Source organism: Rheinheimera sp. SA_1, assembly GCF_001669775.1.
Taxonomy (GTDB): domain Bacteria; phylum Pseudomonadota; class Gammaproteobacteria; order Enterobacterales; family Alteromonadaceae; genus Pararheinheimera.
This window is the reverse complement of record NZ_LXWK01000015.1, coordinates 654,689-674,116: the sequence shown is the minus strand read 5'-3', so window position 1 is coordinate 674,116 and position 19,428 is coordinate 654,689. Positions and strand designations below refer to the sequence as shown.

At 47.8% G+C, this 19,428-nt stretch carries 20 protein-coding genes; 14 read left to right on the top strand and 6 right to left on the bottom strand.

The features are described 5' to 3' along the window. The first annotated feature begins 144 nt into the window (after window positions 1-144). The 7 genes from A5320_RS10305 to A5320_RS10285 all read left to right on the top strand — a co-directional run bounded on the left by A5320_RS10305 (window position 145) and on the right by A5320_RS10285 (window position 6,494). Complete coding sequence (locus A5320_RS10305; RefSeq protein ID WP_082971665.1) at window positions 145-1,374, top strand: efflux RND transporter periplasmic adaptor subunit; 1,230 nt, start codon at window positions 145-147, stop codon at window positions 1,372-1,374. A gap of 17 nt (window positions 1,375-1,391) precedes the next feature. Continuing rightward, window positions 1,392-2,114 (top strand): ABC transporter ATP-binding protein, encoded by a 723-nt coding sequence (locus tag A5320_RS10300; RefSeq protein ID WP_068064060.1) that lies wholly within the window; start codon window positions 1,392-1,394, stop codon window positions 2,112-2,114. A 15-nt stretch (window positions 2,115-2,129) separates the two neighbouring features. Further along, the gene (locus A5320_RS10295; RefSeq protein ID WP_157605771.1) at window positions 2,130-4,553 is read left to right on the top strand and encodes an ABC transporter permease; all 2,424 of its coding nucleotides are present in this window, start codon (window positions 2,130-2,132) and stop codon (window positions 4,551-4,553) included. A gap of 74 nt (window positions 4,554-4,627) precedes the next feature. Beyond that, complete coding sequence (locus tag A5320_RS21940) at window positions 4,628-4,771, top strand: hypothetical protein (protein WP_157605769.1); 144 nt, start codon at window positions 4,628-4,630, stop codon at window positions 4,769-4,771. A gap of 4 nt (window positions 4,772-4,775) precedes the next feature. After that, entirely contained in the window at window positions 4,776-4,901 is a 126-nt protein-coding gene (locus A5320_RS22360; RefSeq protein WP_269454637.1) for a hypothetical protein, read from the top strand. Window positions 4,902-4,979: 78 nt separating this feature from the next. Next, on the top strand, window positions 4,980-5,345 hold the full coding sequence (locus tag A5320_RS10290) for a hypothetical protein (protein WP_068064055.1): 366 nt from the start codon (window positions 4,980-4,982) through the stop codon (window positions 5,343-5,345). A gap of 399 nt (window positions 5,346-5,744) precedes the next feature. Further along, window positions 5,745-6,494 carry a hypothetical protein gene (locus A5320_RS10285; protein ID WP_068064053.1) on the top strand — a complete coding sequence of 250 codons (750 nt, stop codon included), beginning with the start codon at window positions 5,745-5,747 and terminating at the stop codon, window positions 6,492-6,494. An 81-nt stretch (window positions 6,495-6,575) separates the two neighbouring features. On the opposite strand, the gene A5320_RS10280 is transcribed toward A5320_RS10285, so the two are convergent. Further along, the gene (locus tag A5320_RS10280; protein WP_197490058.1) at window positions 6,576-7,643 is read right to left on the bottom strand and encodes a Kelch repeat-containing protein; all 1,068 of its coding nucleotides are present in this window, start codon (window positions 7,641-7,643) and stop codon (window positions 6,576-6,578) included. Between the two features lie 32 nt (window positions 7,644-7,675). Beyond that, window positions 7,676-8,533, bottom strand: coding sequence for a bile acid:sodium symporter family protein (locus tag A5320_RS10275; RefSeq protein ID WP_068064051.1), 858 nt, complete (start codon window positions 8,531-8,533; stop codon window positions 7,676-7,678). Between the two features lie 203 nt (window positions 8,534-8,736). Here A5320_RS10275 and A5320_RS21685 point away from each other — a divergent pair, with 203 nt between their 5' ends. From A5320_RS21685 to A5320_RS10250, 5 genes are all read left to right on the top strand, one after another. Next, on the top strand, window positions 8,737-11,748 hold the full coding sequence (locus A5320_RS21685) for a serine hydrolase (protein WP_082971663.1): 3,012 nt from the start codon (window positions 8,737-8,739) through the stop codon (window positions 11,746-11,748). A gap of 101 nt (window positions 11,749-11,849) precedes the next feature. Then, window positions 11,850-12,425, top strand: coding sequence for a helix-turn-helix domain-containing protein (locus tag A5320_RS10265; RefSeq protein WP_068064049.1), 576 nt, complete (start codon window positions 11,850-11,852; stop codon window positions 12,423-12,425). Continuing rightward, window positions 12,425-13,174 (top strand): AzlC family ABC transporter permease, encoded by a 750-nt coding sequence (locus A5320_RS10260; RefSeq protein ID WP_068064047.1) that lies wholly within the window; start codon window positions 12,425-12,427, stop codon window positions 13,172-13,174. Before A5320_RS10265 ends, A5320_RS10260 begins: the two co-directional genes overlap by 1 nt. After that, window positions 13,164-13,517 carry an AzlD domain-containing protein gene (locus tag A5320_RS10255; RefSeq protein ID WP_068064045.1) on the top strand — a complete coding sequence of 118 codons (354 nt, stop codon included), beginning with the start codon at window positions 13,164-13,166 and terminating at the stop codon, window positions 13,515-13,517. Before A5320_RS10260 ends, A5320_RS10255 begins: the two co-directional genes overlap by 11 nt. A gap of 113 nt (window positions 13,518-13,630) precedes the next feature. Next, window positions 13,631-13,858 (top strand): DUF2798 domain-containing protein, encoded by a 228-nt coding sequence (locus A5320_RS10250; protein ID WP_068064877.1) that lies wholly within the window; start codon window positions 13,631-13,633, stop codon window positions 13,856-13,858. 35 nt (window positions 13,859-13,893) lie between these two features. Here the strand turns inward: A5320_RS10250 and A5320_RS10245 are convergent, their stop codons facing one another. The 3 genes from A5320_RS10245 to A5320_RS10235 are packed head-to-tail and all read right to left on the bottom strand — an operon-like array spanning window position 13,894 to window position 16,116. After that, complete coding sequence (locus A5320_RS10245; RefSeq protein ID WP_068064043.1) at window positions 13,894-15,561, bottom strand: PepSY-associated TM helix domain-containing protein; 1,668 nt, start codon at window positions 15,559-15,561, stop codon at window positions 13,894-13,896. After that, window positions 15,558-15,857 (bottom strand): hypothetical protein, encoded by a 300-nt coding sequence (locus tag A5320_RS10240; RefSeq protein ID WP_068064041.1) that lies wholly within the window; start codon window positions 15,855-15,857, stop codon window positions 15,558-15,560. Before A5320_RS10240 ends, A5320_RS10245 begins: the two co-directional genes overlap by 4 nt. Further along, the gene (locus A5320_RS10235; protein WP_068064039.1) at window positions 15,844-16,116 is read right to left on the bottom strand and encodes a hypothetical protein; all 273 of its coding nucleotides are present in this window, start codon (window positions 16,114-16,116) and stop codon (window positions 15,844-15,846) included. Before A5320_RS10235 ends, A5320_RS10240 begins: the two co-directional genes overlap by 14 nt. 127 nt (window positions 16,117-16,243) lie before the next feature. Here A5320_RS10235 and A5320_RS10230 point away from each other — a divergent pair, with 127 nt between their 5' ends. Both A5320_RS10230 and A5320_RS10225 read left to right on the top strand, forming a co-directional pair. Then, window positions 16,244-18,325, top strand: a complete 2,082-nt coding sequence (locus A5320_RS10230; RefSeq protein ID WP_068064037.1) for a TonB-dependent receptor — start codon at window positions 16,244-16,246, stop codon at window positions 18,323-18,325. 246 nt (window positions 18,326-18,571) lie between these two features. Next, a complete protein-coding gene (locus A5320_RS10225; RefSeq protein WP_157605768.1) occupies window positions 18,572-19,183 on the top strand; it encodes a 4'-phosphopantetheinyl transferase family protein in 612 nt (203 codons plus the stop codon). Window positions 19,184-19,235: 52 nt separating this feature from the next. On the opposite strand, the gene A5320_RS21935 is transcribed toward A5320_RS10225, so the two are convergent. Continuing rightward, window positions 19,236-19,382: a lmo0937 family membrane protein gene (locus A5320_RS21935; RefSeq protein ID WP_127700103.1), complete on the bottom strand. Its 147-nt coding sequence runs from the start codon at window positions 19,380-19,382 to the stop codon at window positions 19,236-19,238. Between the last annotated feature and the right edge of the window lie 46 nt (window positions 19,383-19,428).

Here is a 19,428-nt window from a genome sequence, read left to right as displayed (position 1 = left end):
AATTGTTGATTATACAATAATCATTAATTGTGTTATTTCATAAATTGTAATTATTAATTGCCTTTAAGGTTGCAATTCAGTCTCATTCATGAGAATTTTAGTGAATCGAATTGAGTTGTTTCGAATTGATCTAGTGGTTCAAATATGGATATTTCGTTACCTGCTGAGAAATCATACTGGTTGTGGTTAAAGTATGTTTTATTAGGCATTATACTATTTTACATCGCTTCCTTATTGCCATCAAACCCTGCCGTTGAATGGAAAGGTCTTTCTTTCTTAGAGGTAAGGCAGGGGGCTCTACAGTTGACCAGCCTTTCGACCGGCGAGCTGATCAGCAAACAGCAACGCCTGTTAACCGCTCCGGTTGCAGCAACAGTGACTGACATTACCTTGAGACCTGGCACGTTAGTAACTGCAGGTTCGGTGATCTTGCAGCTTGAAAATCCCCAGTTAAGGCAACAAGTGCAGGTTGCTGCAAGGCAATGCCAACAAAAACAGAGCGAAATTACTGCCTTCATTGCGCAGCAGCAGCAAGAACTGTTGTTGCAACAAGATCAACTAAGTGAACGCAGTTCGGCGTTGGAACAGGCAAAGCTTGAACTCAATGTACATATGGAGTTGCAGAAAAAAGGGGTTGTATCTTCGATTGAACTGAGAAAAAGCCAATTGTTGTGTAATCAGGCTGCGCATTCGCTCCTGAATGCAAAAGATCGCTTGAGCCAGTTTATCCAGATGCAGCAAGCACAGAGAGCTCAAAAAGATATGGAACTGTCGATGCTCGACAGTGAGTATCGCTTGTTGTTGAGTCAGCAGGAACAGCTAACCGTTAAGGCCGGCATAGACGGCGTTATACAACAATTGGATGTTGAGGTTGGGCAAAGCCTGCAACCAGGAGCTCCATTGGCGAGAATCGGTAGTCACAGAGAATTGAACGCCAAGTTACTAATCCCGGAGCGACATGTTGCGGAGATAGAAATAGGTTCATCTGTGGTGCTGGATATTGGCGGCCTAGAGGTTCAAGGAGAGATCACCAGGATAGAAGCTGTTGTTAGTGAGGGACTTGTGGTTGCTGAAACAAAAATTATACAACCTTTGCCGCAAGGATGGCGCCCTGCACAGCGGATTAGGGGTGAAGTAATGCTGCAACATATTGATAATGCAACGTATGTTGGCGCCAATGGCAAACTTAGCCCAAACCAGAATCAGTATGTGTATGTAAAATCGTCCGATAAAAAGCTGATTCGAAGAGAAGTTGTACTAGGGGAAACCACTGGCGATTTTATTATTGTGAAATCAGGTTTAAGCGCTGGTGATGAAATTGTCAGTTCATATCCTAAAGAATGGCTGGATTTCGAAGAGATCAATTTAAAGTAATTAAGGAATATACTTTAATGTACAGAAATGATGATTCCCCAAAAAAAAGGGAGCCAGTTGTTTATATTCAGGGAGGAAGAAAATCCTTTCGTAACAAATATGTCGAGACAGTTGCTTTAGATAACATCAACATAGAAATCAATAGTAAAGACTTTATAAGCATTACCGGCCCATCTGGATGCGGCAAATCTACATTGCTTCATATCATTGGTTTGATTGATAGTTTTGACTCTGGGCAGTATTCCATTGCTGGAGTAAAGGTCAATGGTTTAAGTCAGTCACAGAAATCGTATATCAGAAACAAACATGTCGGATTTGTCTTTCAAGCTTTTAACCTCATTGAACGGCTGAGTGTATTTGACAATATTGCTTTACCTTTATTGCATCGTGGTTTAAGCAACGCGGATATTCTGGAGAAGGTCCAGCACAGCCTGGATGTTGTAGGTTTGACTGATAGAGCGAAATTCTATCCCGTTCAGTTATCAGGGGGGCAGCAGCAGCGAGTAGCAATCGCTCGAGCAACAGTGACTTCTCCAGACTTATTGCTGCTTGATGAACCTACCGGAAATTTAGATAGCAAGAATGGAGACATTGTAATGTCTCAACTAAATTATTTGAACAGAAATGGTACGACCATCGTGATGGTAACCCATGATTCTCGGTATGATAGTTTTTTCAATAGAAAAATTGAACTATTTGATGGGGGAATCATAGGTGAGAGTTTTCGGAAGGAAATGTAGTTGGGTGCTAGGTCTATGTTATTGAATAAGTTGTTGCCTCGAAACATTGGTATATATAAAAAATCGGCGATGCAGGGCGCCGTAAGCATTCTGAAAGAACCACACTACTCGCTGCCATTTATTGTTTCATTTGGACTGATGCTTTCCATTGTTCTGACAATGGCATGCATCGCCAGAACTCTATATTTTCAAGACATTCCGGGTGTTCGTGCGATTGACGGTCTGCAAAGGGTTTCCGTAGTGGCCGACATCGGACCGATGCATATCAATTTGCTGACTAAGAATACCTTACCGGAACTCAGGAAGGAGTTTCACGGACTTGGTGATTTCAGTTTTGTGGAATTCAGCGAAAGTGAACTCTCTTTTGAGCATTCGACGGTAAAAGTACCTGTCATTTCGTCTGACAGTATTACGCCAACAAACCTTGGTATCAAGGTGGTGCAAGGGATCTCACCTTCTCAGGTCAGCAGCAAACGAGAAATATGGATATCGGAAGAGGTGTGGAAACAATACTTCCAGTCAAAGTCGGTACTGGGCAAACCAGTGAAACTAGACGGGCAGGATGTAGTGATTGTTGGCGTTGTTGAACACTTCGGGGGCCATCCTGATGCTCAGATGACTCAAAAACTGCAAGTGTGGCAATTTGAGTCTGCTCAATATATGGAACAAGCGGCGGAAACATTCGGTTCAGACCGTTATAGTCTAATGCTTTATAGAAAAAAAAATGGGGAAGGTATTGAAGAGAGACATCTCGCTGAATGGTTAGCCAAATATTTAGAGCGACGGAACGATCTTGGCATCTCCATCAACGACACGAAATACTCTCAACAAGACTACCATCAGTGGATCATTGGTGATAGCGGAAAGTTATCAATATCCTTACTGGTTGTTTCGCTATTCTTGCTATTTATCACGTTACTAAACCTGACTAATTCCAGCCTGGAAAGATTCATTAAGTTGGAGCGCGAGTTAGCGATGCAAATTTTTCTGGGAGCGAGTTTGACTCGAGTCAGAATGATGACATTTGTTGAGCTCTCAGTATGGGTTGCCGTATCTATTCTGATCGCCATTATGTTAAGCATGGTTTTAATCAAATTCTCTCCGATGGTCAGTGGCGGGATATTTCCACTGATGGAAACCATGGAAGTTTCTGCTATTGAATGCTTTTTTATTATTATAGGTTGCATGGCTATTACAGCAGTTATCAGCGTTATCTTAGTTCCAAGTTCCTTGCAGCATAAGAAAATATTGATAAAAGGGATCGGGAAAGGAGTTCATTCTGAGCGGAGTACTTCTACCTTCATTATATCAATACAACTGGTAATATCGTCTCTATTGATACTAACGTCCGTTGGGCTTTCTTTCGCAGTTTACAAACAAAATTTTCATGATATTGGTCTGGAAAATGTCGAACATCAATTTTTCTCTATCAAGAACGATTCTTTGGATAATGCACATAGTGATAGAAATGACGAAGAAAGTGTACGCAGATTAGCTCAATGGCAAGCATTTGTTAGAACGCTCCAGAATGTTTTACCAGATCATGAGTTTGTTTTGGCTGATGGTCCGGCATTGAACAGTAGTTTTGTGACTGAAGGACTGCATCTACCTGTTTCACATTCACCGATGCAGGTGATTGTCCGGGCTGTAGATCCGGATTATCACAGAGTGCTTGGAGTAAATCTTTTGAGCGGGCGCTTGCTTGGGGCTCATGATTTGAGTGCAACGGAATCTTTCATTCCCATATTGGTAGATGAACAGTTTGCCTATCGTGTCTCGGCTACCAATATTCAGAATGCTGTTGGTATGGAGTTTGAGCGGTCAAGTGGTAAACCTTACAAAATTGTTGGAGTGCTGAAATCAATAAAAAATAGTTTTGATTCTCCGACTCTATATCGGGTTGTTAGCAGATGGGATTCTGTGGGGGTATTAGTCTACAGAAAGACGGAAGCTATCGAAAAAGACCGTATTGAATCGCTTGCATATAAGGCAGGTTTTCAGGAAAAGAGCCGATGGTTAGATAACCATCAACAATGGCTTGATGCAACAAGAAAGTATAAGTTGCTATTTTATATGGTGTTGGTTGTAACAATAACCGCTCTGGTGATTGCAGTTGTTGGAATTATCGGTTGTTGCATGTTGTATATTAGGAAGAAAAGGCATGAAATTGCAGTGTATTTAACCTGTGGTTGGAGTGTGAGACATATATTTTTAATGACGATGCTGTCATTATGCTTATCAATATGTTTCTCAGTCGTAGCAGCCTGGTTTATTTATTATGCTCTGATGGAGAGGGTTAGCTTTTTTATACCAGACCTTGAATTGCCTTGTCAATACCAAACTGCTTTGGTTATTTGTGTTGTTGCATTGCTGTCTGCTTGGGCAACAATGTTTCGCATTGTGAAATTAAATCCAAGAAAGATATTTTGTTTTGAATGATGCTGTTGAATATATTATTGTTTCGTGTACCATGGCGTTGCCGTGTGGCTTTAATATTATGAAAGGAACACTATATGAAGTTAGGTTTTGCTAAGATAGTTTTTTCTGCTATGTTGCTATCAGTGAGTGCTTTATCATTTGCAGGTGACGAGAAACAATGTTCTGGCTGTCATAAGTTGGATGCTGAAACTTGGGTTTGTGAGACTTGTAAAGGATAATGTTATGAATTTTCGTAAGATTGCTTTATTAGCGTTGTGTTTGGTGAGTGCTGCTGCATTTGCTGAAACCTGTACAGGTTGTTACCGAGTCACCGGTGGTTGGATTTGTGAGTCTTGCAAAGGCGGCTAAGGTCGTCTGATAAGCATTTTGGGCAAGGTAGGTATTAGCCTCCTTGCCTATTAGAGTAGAATGGCAGGAGCTTATAGATTGAAAAAATTTGTTGTCCAATCACTACTTCTTGTAGTACTGATCGTTATTTTCAGTGTGGCGGGTCGTGCTATCAATGAGTGGTATACCGACTATTCTGTTGTCAGTTATAGTGATAATCAGTTACTGATTCCGGAAAATGTAGATCTGGTGATTTACTCGGTGGACAGTTGTAAAGCCTGTATGGCATTGACTAAGTATTTGGATGACAGGAAGATAAACTATATTAAAAAAGATATAGTGAGTAACAAACAGAATGAAAATGAGTTCGAAGGATTGGATGGGAGCATTGTTCCATTAATAGTAAATAAGGATTGGATAATGCGCGGGTTTTATCCACAAAAGCTAGACTCGATACTTAAATGAAAAATAGTGATTTTTTGAAGTAGGCTCGGTTTATTCCTAGTTACACTTAGAAATTTTTCTCCTTGTAATTATTTTTAATTCCTGCAAGCGTAAAAAACAGTGAGGCTTGCTGCATATGTCGACTATACATATCAGGTGCCTTATAATTTTTTTCAATGTTAATGCATTGGAATATTCTCGATACAAATTTTCAAAGCGGGTTTAGAAGTTTAATTCAATAACTGCACTCCGGGGGTTGCCTTCATTATTGAATGACATATTAAGTACTGGTAGGCAATTCATTTTGCTGCAGAGATTGTTTGTCTAATAAACCACGTTATTTGTAGCCTGCTGCTCCGGCGTTTACCATTTCGCGCACGAGCATGAAAAGTTAGAATGAAAAAGGATGTTTAATTAATTATGAGTGTCACCAGAAAATTATTTGTTACTATTTTTTTTATTGTCACCGTTGCTTTGTTTTCTGCATATTGCATGTCTATAATTTCGTCGGATGATAGTTTTTATGGTAATTCTTCAGGTAATGAAATAGTAGAATCTAACAATGCGAACGTAAATAAAAAAGATTCCCCTAAAGGCTGGAAGGAACCGCTTGATGATTATATTGATTTGGCGGGCGTCAATGACTCTAATGATAAAAGTCAGTTAAATAAATTTAGCGGTAGTTGGTCGCCGTATTTAGATAAAAATTCTGCGGAATATAAATATATCCTAGATAAATACAAAGCCTCAGAAGTAAATGTACTTATCGATGAAGGAAACGTTTATTTTGTAAGAAAAATAGATGACGAAATTGAACTTGTAAAAATAACAAAGGAATATAGAGATTTGGTTAAGTATGAGCCATTTAATGTGTATAGCGTCTTTTTAGAACAATTGAATGAATTGGAAGAGTATGGGGATTGGTCTTATGGTGCTGAGGTGATCGTAAGAAACATATTTTCACAGTATTTCAAAGGCGGTGAGTATTCAATAAGTACAATGCAATGCCGTGAAAAAACATGTCTTATAGAGTTCAATTTTAGCGATTTAAATTTTGCAAATAATTTTGTTGACGAGCTCAGAAAAAATAGAAAAAAGTGTCAGTGTATACCTGCTGAAACTATTTGGCCTGAACTCAAACAGGCTGTACTTAAACTAGATTTGATATAACCAGCTCTCAAAACGCGCCCGTTGGACGCTCGACTCGCAACAAGTTGCACTTTCACTTATGTATGAATGTTGTGCATAATGTTACTCCAAACCCAACTGCCAGCGCTGCAGTATACTCGAGGTTTCATTTAACCCGGCAACCGTGGCGCCACCTATTAAATACACCGCGTCACCGACAGCAACTGCGCCATGGCCGTGACGGGCCGGTTGCATTTTTCCGTGCGCCTGCCAACTGGTGGTTTGCGGCGTAAAGCACCAGATGGTGCTAAAGACGTTCTTCGGCTCCTTGCTACCTTCACCGCCAAACAGACAAATTTGCTGGCCAAGAGCGACGGCTGCAAGTCCGGCCTGGGCTTCCGGTAAATCCGGGGTCTGCACTGCGGGTAACCAAACTGCACTGACGAAATCAAAAGCGGCCACGCCAGTGGTGTTGCCAAGATCGCGATTGCGCCCGCCGAGCCACCAGGCGTGGTTATTTAAAACTGCAATGGCCGCACTGTTTTTCTTGACCGGTAGCCTGGCTAATTCGGTCACAGCGCCAGATGCTGGCAGGGCGCTCAGATTAATCTGCCAATGCAGATCCTGGTCAAAATGATGTTGCCACTGGCTATTATCGGGACCTACCGGACTGCGTCCACCAAGCAGATGGATCTGGCCATCTTTTACAAAACTGACAGTTTCGGCCAGCGGTTTGGGCAGCTTGCCGACAGCCTGCCACGATGTGGCCTTGGCGCTCAGTTTTAAAATATCGGCGCTGGCCTGCCAGTTACCAGCTTGCCAGAATTGGCCATTATTCACTGAAGTCGCACGGACAAAACCGCCCAGCAAATACAGATCGCTGCCCACCGATACCAGCTGCGCATGGTGCCGACCTTGCGGTAAATCCGGGCCGCGCCGCCATTGGTTTTTGGCAATGTCATAAATTTGCACCGCAGCCGTCATCTGGCCATCTTGCTCGGACAAGGCATCGCTGATGCCGCCTGCGACATAAATCTCGCCCTGATGCAGCACCGGATAAATTTCCTGTACCGCAATTGGCATAGGCGCCAGTGTGGTTAGCTGCTTGACTGCGTTGTTTTGCTGCGCCGCAAGGTTGAGGCTGCAGCAGAGCAAAGCCAGGGCTAAATATTTTTTTGTAAATCCGGACATCAAATACTCCATGTATCGCAGACGGTTGAACATCAGCCTTTGATTTTAAGCACCCAAAAGGTAAAGAGGCTGGCAGTAAAAAACATCAATAAGCTATACACACTGGGCGCTATCGACATGGTGCTGTTGCTTAAAATGCCGGTGGTGATTAAAAGGGCCAGAGTGCCGTTTTGAAGACCGACTTCCAGGCAAATTGTTTTCGCCTGAGTCTCCTTTTTTAGCAGTATTTTCGCCAGCCAATAGCCGCCGAACATGGTCAGCACATTTAACGTCAATGCGGCAGGACCGGCTTGCAACAGAAACAGCCACAGATCATCGCCGAGATCAATGGCAATACTGATGATCAACAGCAGTAATACGATCACTGAAAAACGACTGATTGCGGGTTGAATGCGATCAGCCAGTTCCGGCCATTTTGCTTTAAAAAACATTCCCAGGAACACCGGCAACACACTGACAATCATCAAGGTCAACCAGGTTTTCACCAGCGGTAAACTAAATGCAGTATTGGCACCAAGATAAAATTCGATCGCCCAGGCCGCCAGCAGCGGCAGGGTAAAAGGCGTCACCAGACCGACCAGTGCGGTTAGCGACACCGATAAACCAACATCGGCTTTGCACAAATAACTATATAAATTTGAAGTGGTACCCCCCGGGCAGAGCGCCAGGATAAACAGCCCTACTGCCAGTTCGCCCTGAAGCCCAAATAACGCGATTACCGCCACTGCCGCTAGCGGCAATAACAGCATTTGCGCGACAGCGCCGACAAAAAACGCTTTCGGCTGGCGCAGCACTTCAGCAAAATTAGCTGGCCTTAACGTCATACCAACGCCGGTCATAATCAGAATTAATGCGATCGGTAAACCAATCTGGGTCAGGCTTTCAAACATACCAAGCACTCATTAAAAATCCTGAAATTACCGTACCTTGCTGCGCCAGCTCTCGCAAGTATTTGTTCCTTTTTTAACTTTCTTCTGCGATGTAGCCCATCGAACCGCCGTTGCTTGTTTTGACATGACTTTCACATTTGAACTGGCAGACTTGACCTGAAATTACTGCTGTCACCGGCTGGGTAAAACGTTGGAGGTCAACCATGTGGAAAAAAGTTTTAGCGGGTTTGGGTGTGGTGTTGCTATTGATCGCTACAGCCGCGGCATGGCTCTGGAGTTTAATCGATACCACGCAAGCTGAAGCCGACTTCAGCACCAGCAAAGCAGAGCAGATTGCCTATTTGCAGCAGCCGCTGGCATTAGCGGCGCAAGCAGATTTTAAACCCCGCGGCAAAGTACTGGCGGTGGTCACCAGTACTGCTTTTTATCCACCTGCAGTGGTCGAAGGTAAAACCAAAAAAACCGGTTATGAACTCACTGAATTATCCAGATTTTATTGGGTGTTACTGGCCAACGGTTTTGCCGTGGATATTGCAAGTCCGCAGGGGGGCGATGCGCCAAGGGTGCTGGATGATGACGATATGGCGGAATTTGACTACGCCTTTTTAAACGATGCTACCGCAATGGCAAAGGCCCGCAATACCATCAAACTCGCGGACGTGAACCCGGCAGATTATCAGGCGATTTATTTTGTCGGCGGCAAAGGCGCCATGTTCGACTTTCCACAGGATCCGGACATTGCCAGGTTGGTGCAAGCAATGGCAGCGCAGCAGAAGTTGGTGCTGGCGGTTTGTCACGGCCCGGCAGCGCTGGCGCAATTAACGAATGCCGACGGCACGCCGTGGCTACAAGGGAAACAAGTCACCAGCTTTACCAATGCCGAAGAATTGTTGTTGCTGCCGGATGCGGCCAAACGTTTCCCGTTTTTGCTGCAAAATAAACTGGAACAGCAAGGCGCATTGTTTACCGAAGGCCCACGTTATCTGCCGAATCTGGTGGTTGATGGGCGTTTAATCACCGGCCAAAACCCATGGACCGTGTGGCAATTGGCTGAAGCGGCTGTACGGGCATTGGGCGTTGAACCGCTGCCACGGCCAGCAACGGCAGAGGAACGCACCATGCAGTTGTTATTAAATTATCAACAGCTTGGATTGCCTTCTGCCAGTCGTCAGGTGCCAGTGGTGCTGAAAGATGGCCCGGTACAACGTAATTTGGTGGTGATGATGGCTTTGGTTGCGGCGATGGCCGGTGAATGGTCTGATATTTGGCCGCTGCTGCAACTGACCACCACGATCAAAGCGGCTCAGGCTAAGGTTCCGGTAATCGTATCAAAGAACCCAAGCTTAGCAGCAACAGTCAGGTCGGCCGACATCTCAGCACACACCCAGGCGCAAATGGCAGTTTTGCTGCAACAACAACAGCTGACCGGTGTGGTCTGGAGTACGGTCACACCGGAAGGAGTTCGTACAGGTGCAGCTGGGATTGCCGATAGTGATCAACAGTCCTTGCTGCGGGCAGATCATAAAATGCAGGTGGGGTCTATCGCCAAGACTTTGATCGCAGTTGGCATTTTACGTCTGGTCAGCGAAGGCAAATTAAGTTTGGATAGCCCGTTGTCGGTATTGTTGCCGGACTTGCCGGTAGATCAGCTGCTGGATAACCCATGGGCAGCCGAGCAGCCAGTGCTGCTGCGCCATCTGCTCGACCATACGTCCGGGCTTGATGATGTCAGGCTGTGGCAGGTATTTAGCTTGCGGGCGACGCCAGATTCACCACTGAGTCAGGCATTTAAACCCGGAACATCTATGCGGCTACGCACCAAACCCGGCAGCCGCTTGTCCTATTCGAATATGGGTTATACGGTGCTCGGCATGGTGATTGAACAGGTCAGCGGCGAGCGTTATGAGCGGTATCTGGAGCAGCATTTACTGCAGCCACTGCAGATGTTTGACAGCAGTTTTGGGTTTATCACGCAGCAAGAACCTGCGGCCGATCCACGTTTAGCGATGGGCCATTTTGAAAACAATGTCACCCAGGCGACAGTGCCGATGTTCCTGCGACCGGCCGGACAATTCACCACCACTGCTGCAGACATGGCACTGTTTGTCCGTTTTCTCATGAGTGATGGCGTTATTCATCACGAGATGAATGACATTAGCAACCGCAAACCTTTTATCGCTCCAGAGTTATTACGGGCGATGGGCCAGCCAACGACCACTGAAGCTGCGCAGGCGGGGCTGATAGCAGGTTATGCGCTGGGCCTGAACAATCGTGATCGTCATGGCGTGATTGGCCGTTGTCATGTCGGCACCACCTTTGGCTTTCGCGCCAACTTTTGTTTGTTTCCAGAAGCGCAAAAAGCATTTTTTGTAGCGATGAATGCCGATGTTGAAACCGCTAATTATGACCAATTTGACGCCTTACTGGTGCAGGAACTGGGCTTAGCCAGGCTTGCGCCAATGCCGCCGCCGACCGCCGTACTGCCTCAGGACATCGCCAATTGGCTGGGTTTTTATCAGCTGGCGCCAAGCCGGATGGAAAGTTTCAGGTATTTGGATTTACTGCTGAATTTTGCGACTTTGCAGTTTGCCGAACCGCAGCAAGGAGAGCAACTGCAGCTAAAACCATTTCAAGGGGCAGCCAGATTATTGACGCCAGTCGGCGGCCGGTTGTTCCGTGCCAATGATCGGATCACTGCTTCACATGTGCTTTTAGATTCAGCTGAGCGAAAACGGGTGATTAGTGATGGTTTTCGCAGCTATCAGCAGGTCAGCATTTGGCAGTTGTTGCCGCTTTGGGCGAGCGCGATCACAGGTGTGATTGGCCTTGGTTTTGTGTTGACCGCCGGCTTACTGCGCTTCCTTCGTAAAGACAGTCTGATCAGCCGCTGGCGGCACAATGACCCGTTATTACCGCCTTTTAGTGCCGTTGTTTTTTTATTGCTGCCGCTGCCACTGTTTTTCGGTCAGTCGTTCCTGCAACTGGGTGAGTTAACTCTGGCGAGCGCAGCATTGGCGCTGGTTACCGGGCTATTACCGATAGCGATGTTGCTGGGCATTTGGCACTGGCTGTTGCGACAGGCTGCTTTTCGCAGTGGCGCAGTTAAAGGCAGAGGTAAAAGTTCAGTCCCCGAGCTGCTGGCGATGATAGCAGTGTTGCAATGGAGTTTGGTGCTGGTCTATTGGGGCTTATTGCCGCTACGGCTTTGGGCTTAAATCAGGCGCAACCCATCTACGCCCACTTGACAAAAATTCGTTCCTTATATAGAACGTTCTGTATATGGAACAAATTCTAGCGGAACCAATGGTGAGCAGCCGTGGATAAACCAACTCTTGAAACCCTCGGCCGGCACCTGCAAAGTTTGCGGCTGGCGCGGGGCTTGTCGTTGTCGCAATTGGCGGCAGATGCTGGCATTGCCAAATCAAATTTGTCACGCTTAGAGCAAGGCTGCGGCAATCCTACACTCGATACCATCTGGCGCTTGTCGTTGCAGCTGAAAGTGCCATTTGGCGATCTGATTGCACCGGTAAATGTTGCGGTTGGCGACCATGGCGTGACGGTGCGGCTGATTGATCAGGGTACCGACACGGTGCCGGTTGATGCCTACTGGATGTCCTGTGCACCTTTTACCGAACGCAAAGCTGAGGCGCATGCTGCTGGTACCGCCGAATCTATTACTTTGATCAGCGGCCAGCTGGAAGTGGGCACCACTGGCAATACCAAGTTGCTGCGCGCCGGAGAAAGTCACAGTTTTGCTGCCGACGAGCCACATTTATACCGCACCGGTGAGAGCTGGGCGACCGCATTGTTAACCATCGTTTATCAACCGGCAGCGAATTCAGACGATGTCCGCGCACCGGTATCGGCAGAGCAAACCGGCAGGAGCAACTAATGGCAGTTTCCAGCAACACCAGCCCGGTTCAATCGCCATGGCTGCTAGGTGCGAAAGATGCGCTGCCACTGCTTGGCGGTTATATTCCGGTGGCCATTTCGTTTGGGCTTATTTCGGTACAGGCCGGCTTTAGCGCGCTGGCGACGGTACTGATTTCGACATTGATTTATGCCGGCGCTTCGCAGTTTTTGTTTATTGCGATGGTGGCATCCGGTGCGCCTTTGTGGCTGGTGGTGCTGATGACGCTGCTGATAAACGCCCGCCATGTGGTGTATGGGCCAAATTTAGCGCCTTATTTGCCGCAAAGTCGCTATTGGCCCTGGTTGATGCACGGCTTAACCGACCAGATTTTTGCACTGGCGCATAGTCGTTTGCCAAAGCTTGCCGCGAAAGATCGGCTCGGCTGGTATACCGCCGCAGCGCTGGTGGCTTGGTTTAGCTGGATTGCCGGTACTGCCCTTGGTGCTATCGCCGGAGCGCAAATTACTCAGCGTTGGCCGTTACTTGGCGAAGTGATGCCGTTTGCACTACCGGCATTATTTTTAGTGTTGTTGGCGCCAAGATTTACCTCAACAGTCTGGTCGCTGACTCTTGGTTGTACTATAGCCGTCGCGATGCTACTGAAAATACTCGGCATCAGTAATGGCGCTATTCCACTGGCGGCGTTGGCGGGCATGGCGATGTTTTACCTGCTGCAGGCCAGAGCAAATGCCAAGACAAAAAACGGAGCTATTGCTGATGGTGAATGAAGTCTGGCTGGCAATGGCCGTATGCGCTATTGGTACATTTTTAATGCGCGTGATCCCGATGCTATGGATGAAACGTCATTTGATCCGACAACAAGTCGCCGCCACCGAAGCCTCGATGCCAGTGTGGCTGACGGTGCTGGCGCCAACCATGATCGCTGCGATGTATGGCGTGTCGTTGGTACCCGCGAACCAGAGCTTCAGCGCCTGGCTCGCCACCGCCATCGGCATTCTGACCACTTTGCTGGTCTGGCGTCGCACCCGATCCTTAGGCTGGCCAGTCTGTGCCGGAGTGTTGATGTTTGGTGTGGTGGAAGTGGTGGCGGTATTGATCGCGGGCAATTAAAGACGCAGTCTTGTATTTACCAAAAATGTCACCAGATCTGCGACGTTCGAAAATCTGTTCGGCGGTGGAGCTAAGCCACTGTCAGTTTCACTAAAACCCTGTTGGGAAGCATGATGATCCACCCAAAATATCAGTCGCTTGTATTTGCGTTTTTTATGGCGTTGTTGATGTCGTGTCTGATGTCATTGGTGATCACGGTGCACAATATCGGGCTGGTGCCGGATATTCTGTCGATTTGGCTGGACGCTTGGGCGTTTGCGTTTGTGGTCGCGTTTCCGGCGGTGATGCTGGTGGCGCCGTTAGTACGGACATTAGTGCTGAAACTGGTGCGAAAGCAGTAAATTCGCACCAGCTATTGTAGGTAATAATGCGCTGGTTATCCCGGGCTTTCCAGTGACGATGTTACTGCAGAATGAACCGGCGCTGCAGGCAAGGACCACAGGCTGTGTAAGGCAGCTTTGTGTTGGCGCTGCTGCGTTTTGTAAGCAGCAAAGGCAAAGATAGTGGCAAACAGCAGCGCCATCAGATCAACGCCAGCAGTACTGCTAAAAGCGTACAGATCCGGCTGACGCCATTGCAGATATAAACTGGCAAATGGCAATGCCGCACAGCTAACAGTTAACAGCAACAAGCCCTGATAAGCCGCGCGGGCGGCACCTTGCCAGAACGTCCACACCACAAAAACCACAAACACACTGTAGTAGCTGACTAAATAGGCATAGTTGAGGTTACTGAGCAAAGCGCCAGGCAAATTCTCACTCAGCCCATTCCCGCCTAGCAGTTTCCCGCTCAGCAGCGTCAACACCACCGCCAGCATCGAGCCCAGGCTAACGCCGACGGTCAAAGCGGCCATCACTCTGGTACTGCGGCTGACCTGTTGTTGTTTCTGACTACGTTTATCCAGCCACAACAAATTGCCGCTATAAAACAAAAAGGCACCAAACAAGCCCATCACAAAATAACCCCAACGCCCCCAGTCGCCGGCGTAACTGCCATAATGCAGCGCAAACAAGCCCATCACCGTTTTGCCATAGTCAGCACCAGGCTGATTGGAAAAAGTAAATGGCTGAATTTCCAAGGTATAGGGATGCATGTACAAATAATCGGCATCAGGGCCACGCACCATCCCGTCTGGGTTTAGCATCTGAATAATCACCACGGGTGAGCGCGAGTTCAGTCGCATGTAACTCAGATGCACCGGTTTATGCGCCGGACTGTAAGCCTGCGCCGCAGCCAGCTGTTGTGCCAATGGCGGCAGACTGGCGACATCATAGCTTTGGCGCGGCGGCTCGCCTTGGGCAAACATCGGCGTATCGCCATAAAATGGTGTTAACCCGTCATAAATTAAATCGTGAAAGGCAAACACAATCACCGTCCAGGCGATGATCAAATGAAACGGCAAGCTGGCAATGCCAACCAGATTGTGGCTGTCGAGCCAGAAACGGCTGCTGCCTTTGCTGGTTCTGAGCGCAAAAAATGTTTTGGTCAGGGTCGGTAGCAGGATCACCACCCCTGACACCAACGCCAGAAAATACAGCACTGCGGCAATGCCCAATACATACACGCCGGCCTGATCATGGCCAATCTCGCCACCGATGCCGGCACTGCGATGCAGATAATCCAGCAGATCGGCAAAACGGTTTTCGGTGTGCTGTTGCAACACGATTTGTTGCGGCTGGCTTGACGCGTTCAGCCGGGCTTCGCTCAGCTGGTTGTCCAGCCGCAACTCGCGGGCGTTGCCCTGACTGTACCAGCGGATCACCGGCGCACTTTCGCGTAAATCCAGGGTAAAACCAGCCTGCAGCGCCAGAGCTTGTTGCTGTAACGTGGTATCTAACAAAGTTTGCCAATCGCGCAGCGGAGCTGGCATTGGATTGTGGTCCCCGGCAACAGAAACCGTAGGTGTGATCCACTGCTGCAACTGATGTTTAAACATGGTCAGGCTACCGGCGTAAAATCCGATAAACAACAATAAACCGGCGCAGATGCCGGTCCAGGTATGCAAACTCTGGTAAGTTCGTAAAATATCAGCCCTGACTTTCATGCCAGACTCCGTAATAAAAAAAAGCTGCAATACAACAGGACGGTGATGCTACCGAGCACCAACCAGGCACGTCGGCCGCTTGGAAATAGATAAACCCCGGCCAAAATCACTAGCCAAAACGGAGTGACCAGCCACATTGCAAACTGAGTTTTGTCGCCAGACTCAATCGACCCTGGGCCATACCAAACAAAAAAACCAACACAAACAAAAGCGATGGCTAAACCAGCAAAGACCCCCGCCAGCGTTTTTTGCAGCCAGTCTTTTTGGGTGGGCGTGCTTCGATTAGATCTCGTCATGGCGGTTTCCGGCAGGTAATAAAGTGGCAAAAGGCAGCAGCATCAGCCACAACATCAACAGCAATAAGCAGAAAAATATCGTGGTGGACCTACTGAGTTGGAACGCCGCAGTCACAATTGCTGCAACAGCCGCCAGGGTGCCAACCAGTCGCCAGTGGCGCGACAGTGGTTTTTTCAGTAAACGTTGATGTCGGTTGCTGCAATACCACAGCAGTACCGCGATAAACAGCAAGATGGTGACCAGGATTAATTTCAGCATCACAAGATCCTTTTAAAAACGCGCAGATATTAATGTAAATAGTAATGATTCGCAATTGATCTGTTAAAATGTTTGTGCTAATTTGCCGCCACTTTTTAATAGGTATTTAAATCGGGAGTGGTCAAACATGGAAATCAATAACAAATTTGCGCTGAAACCTTTGGCTTTGGCCATGCTGGTTGGCAGTGGTGGCGTGATGGCGCAGGCAATGCTGACCCTGGACGGAGAGGCTGAGCGTAAAGCGCGGGAATCGATTGAAGTCATTACCGTCACCGGTGAAAAAACCGAACGTTCACTCAAAGATACCGCCGCTTCAGTGGCGGTGATCAATCAGCAGATGCTCGACAGCGGCCAAATCGTGTCGATGTCCGATGCGCTCAAAGACGTTGCCAACGTCGTGGTGCTGACCGGCGCCGTACCGGATATCCGTGGTGTGTCAGGCAACGGCTCTGCCACCGGTTTTAACTCATTCACCGGAGGCGCTAGGGCGCGGGTCAGCAATCTGGTGGACGGTGTGGCGCAGCCATTTGTGGCGGAAGTCACCGGCGATACCGGTTTGTGGGATATCGAACAGATCGAAGTGTTCCGCGGTCCGCAATCCACCAGCAATGGCCGCAACAGCATCGGTGGTGCGGTGATTGTGCGCACCCGTGATCCGGTGATGCAAACTGAAGGGGCAGTGCGCCTTGGTTATCGCAATCAAGACAACTTTGTAGACAGTGCGCTGGCATTTTCGACGCCGATTGTTGAAGACGAGTTGGCGGTCCGCCTGGCCACACAATGGATCAACGGCGATACCTATTCCAACCCGGTTAGCTATGCCAGCAATCCGTCAAAAACCGACTTTGCCGCGCTGGAAACTCAGAACAGCCGCGCCAAGTTGCTGTGGACACCCAAAGCCAACCGTGACCTGAAATTATTGTACAGCTACAACCACTATCAGGAAGAGGGCAATGCCGGCCGGTTGTTTTTTGATGCAAAAAATCCGCAGGATTACATCCCGTTGTTTCAGCGTGAGATGAAAACCGAAGCTGACACCCACAGCCTGCAGCTCGGCTATCAGTTGGCACCTTTCATGGCGGCGGAAACTTTAGTCGCTTATCTGGATCATCAGTGGGGCTTTGATGGTTATGAGAACAAAGCCAGCAATGAATCCGATGTGCGGATGCACCAAAAAGAATGGACAGTCGACAGCAAAGTGTCGGTTGGCGACAGCAAACACAGCCACTCCGGTTTTGTTGGTGTAGCTTATTTTTCCCGTGAACAAGAATTTAATAGCCAGGGTCTAACGCAGTACTTTGGTGATGACAGCAGTGATTCCAAAGCCATTTATGGCGAAGGCAACTACCGTTTTTCGAACACATGGAACCTGACCGGCGGTGCCCGGGTTGAACATGAAAGTCAACAACGGGATTTTTCGTTGTTCAGCCGTGGCAAATGGAACCGGGCGCAGCTTGATAACGACAAAACCTTTACCTTGCCGAAATTAGTGCTGCAATACCATCTGGCGGAACATACCACGTTATCCGTCAGCGCACGGCAGGGCTACAACGCCGGTGGTGGTGCGCTGAACAATATGACCAACGAGTATTACTATTACGATTCGGAAAAGGTGAACACCTTTGAGCTGAGTTCACGCTCGGTGCTTGGTGCCGGTGACATCAGTCTCAGTGCCAACTTGTTCTGGAATGATTTCAGCGATTATCAGGCGCTGAGCAGTACCCGTACTATTACCAATATCGATCAAGCGCATAGCTATGGTCTGGAGCTGGAAGCGTACAGTATGCTGGGCGATGACCTTCAGCTGCACACAGCGGTTGGTTTATTGCAATCGGAAATCGACCGCGCGCCGGTTGGTTTTGCCAGTGCTGTTGGCAAAGAGCTGAACTCGGCACCATCCACCAGCGCCAGTCTGGGATTAAGCTGGTGGCTGAGTGACGCCTGGCAGCTGGATATCAACACCAGCTATGTCGGTGAGTTTTATGGTGATTTGAATAACACGCCGGAACGTACTGCCGGTGACTATGTGCTGACCCGGTTGTCTGCGGGTTATCATCAAGATAGCTGGCAGCTGAACTTGTTTGTAAACAATGCGTTTGATGAATATGGCGTGACGTCCCGCGACCCGATCAGTGTGGCCTATGTCAACGGTTACGTCGCGATGGTGACACCCCGTACTGTTGGTGCTTCTGTGACCTATCGGTATTAAACTCCAGCATTAGCCTGCGGAATTCATTTCCGTGATAATTCATCATGTTGAGCGGCAAAGTGCTTGGTTGCCGCTCAATACGTATGTAAGCTAGCGAACTGGAATTTTTTAGCTAAAGCTGTACCTGGTACCAGCAGATCTACAGCCGCGTTTTTAGGCGATAGCGAGGGTACATCATTGCAATTTCAGCCAATCACCGAACTTAACTGTCTGCTACCGCAGCCATTTTCGGCGCTGCGTTTTTCAGTGCCGGAGCTGATCACTCCGCAGGATTTTGCCGCTTTTGGCATCACGTTTCCCGATAATCTTCGAAGCGCCGTGCCAAAACGTCGTGCAGAATATTTGGCTGGCCGCAAGTGTGCCCAGCAAGCATTGCTGCAATTTGGGATCAAGAACGTTCAAGTAGGGACTGGTGAAAACCGTGCACCTGTCTGGCCACCAGGTGTATTGGGGACCATTACGCACAGTAATAACCTTGCTTTGGCCATGGTAACTCGTATTGGTACTTGTCGTGGGATTGGTGCTGACATCGAGAATTTTATGAGTCAACAGCAAGAGCTTGAACTAAAGGATTTAATGGTATATCCGGGTGAACAACAGCAATTCGCACTGCTCAGTCGCCAGATCGTCTGTCCGTTGACCTTAGTGTTCTCGGCCAAAGAAAGTATCTTTAAGGCGCTTTATCCTTCAGTAAATCAGTACTTTGGCTTTGAGGCCGCGGCATTAACCGGATTTAATGAAAATTGTCTCTGGTTTACTATAACCACAGCCCTTAGTGACAGGGTGCCAGCAGGCAGCAACCTGACTGTGTGGTACCAGTTATTCGATGGTTGGCTGCTCACTGAATGTCAGTTTTGACCTGAGCCACAACCACGAGCGCAGGCCTCGCTGAATTGCTGCTCGGGCTTTATTACAATCGCCGACCCTGAATGACATCAACCAGAAACAGCACCACTGCAAACACTAATAAAATGTGCAGCAAATTGCCTATCGCCAGCGGGGATACAAAACCCAGCACCCATAAGATTAATAAAATTATCGCAATTGTTTTTAGCATGAATTGTCGTCTGTAATGAATAGAGGCAGAGATAGTGACGGCGATT

Excerpts from the sequence above, each read along its gene's own strand:
- A5320_RS10285 (WP_068064053.1), top strand. The coding sequence starts at position 5,745 with ATGAGTGTCACCAGAAAATTATTTGTTACTATTTTTTTTATTGTCACC.
- A5320_RS10240 (WP_068064041.1), bottom strand. The coding sequence starts at position 15,857 with ATGACGAGATCTAATCGAAGCACGCCCACCCAAAAAGACTGGCTGCAA.
- A5320_RS10250 (WP_068064877.1), top strand. The coding sequence starts at position 13,631 with ATGATCCACCCAAAATATCAGTCGCTTGTATTTGCGTTTTTTATGGCG.
- A5320_RS21940 (WP_157605769.1), top strand. The coding sequence starts at position 4,628 with ATGAAGTTAGGTTTTGCTAAGATAGTTTTTTCTGCTATGTTGCTATCA.
- A5320_RS10280 (WP_197490058.1), bottom strand. The coding sequence starts at position 7,643 with ATGTCCGGATTTACAAAAAAATATTTAGCCCTGGCTTTGCTCTGCTGC.
- A5320_RS10235 (WP_068064039.1), bottom strand. The coding sequence starts at position 16,116 with ATGCTGAAATTAATCCTGGTCACCATCTTGCTGTTTATCGCGGTACTG.
- A5320_RS10295 (WP_157605771.1), top strand. The coding sequence starts at position 2,130 with ATGTTATTGAATAAGTTGTTGCCTCGAAACATTGGTATATATAAAAAA.
- A5320_RS10260 (WP_068064047.1), top strand. The coding sequence starts at position 12,425 with ATGGCAGTTTCCAGCAACACCAGCCCGGTTCAATCGCCATGGCTGCTA.
- A5320_RS10305 (WP_082971665.1), top strand. The coding sequence starts at position 145 with ATGGATATTTCGTTACCTGCTGAGAAATCATACTGGTTGTGGTTAAAG.
- A5320_RS10275 (WP_068064051.1), bottom strand. The coding sequence starts at position 8,533 with ATGTTTGAAAGCCTGACCCAGATTGGTTTACCGATCGCATTAATTCTG.
- A5320_RS22360 (WP_269454637.1), top strand. The coding sequence starts at position 4,776 with ATGAATTTTCGTAAGATTGCTTTATTAGCGTTGTGTTTGGTGAGTGCT.
- A5320_RS10300 (WP_068064060.1), top strand. The coding sequence starts at position 1,392 with ATGTACAGAAATGATGATTCCCCAAAAAAAAGGGAGCCAGTTGTTTAT.
- A5320_RS21935 (WP_127700103.1), bottom strand. The coding sequence starts at position 19,382 with ATGCTAAAAACAATTGCGATAATTTTATTAATCTTATGGGTGCTGGGT.
- A5320_RS10245 (WP_068064043.1), bottom strand. The coding sequence starts at position 15,561 with ATGAAAGTCAGGGCTGATATTTTACGAACTTACCAGAGTTTGCATACC.
- A5320_RS10255 (WP_068064045.1), top strand. The coding sequence starts at position 13,164 with ATGGTGAATGAAGTCTGGCTGGCAATGGCCGTATGCGCTATTGGTACA.
- A5320_RS21685 (WP_082971663.1), top strand. The coding sequence starts at position 8,737 with ATGTGGAAAAAAGTTTTAGCGGGTTTGGGTGTGGTGTTGCTATTGATC.
- A5320_RS10230 (WP_068064037.1), top strand. The coding sequence starts at position 16,244 with ATGGAAATCAATAACAAATTTGCGCTGAAACCTTTGGCTTTGGCCATG.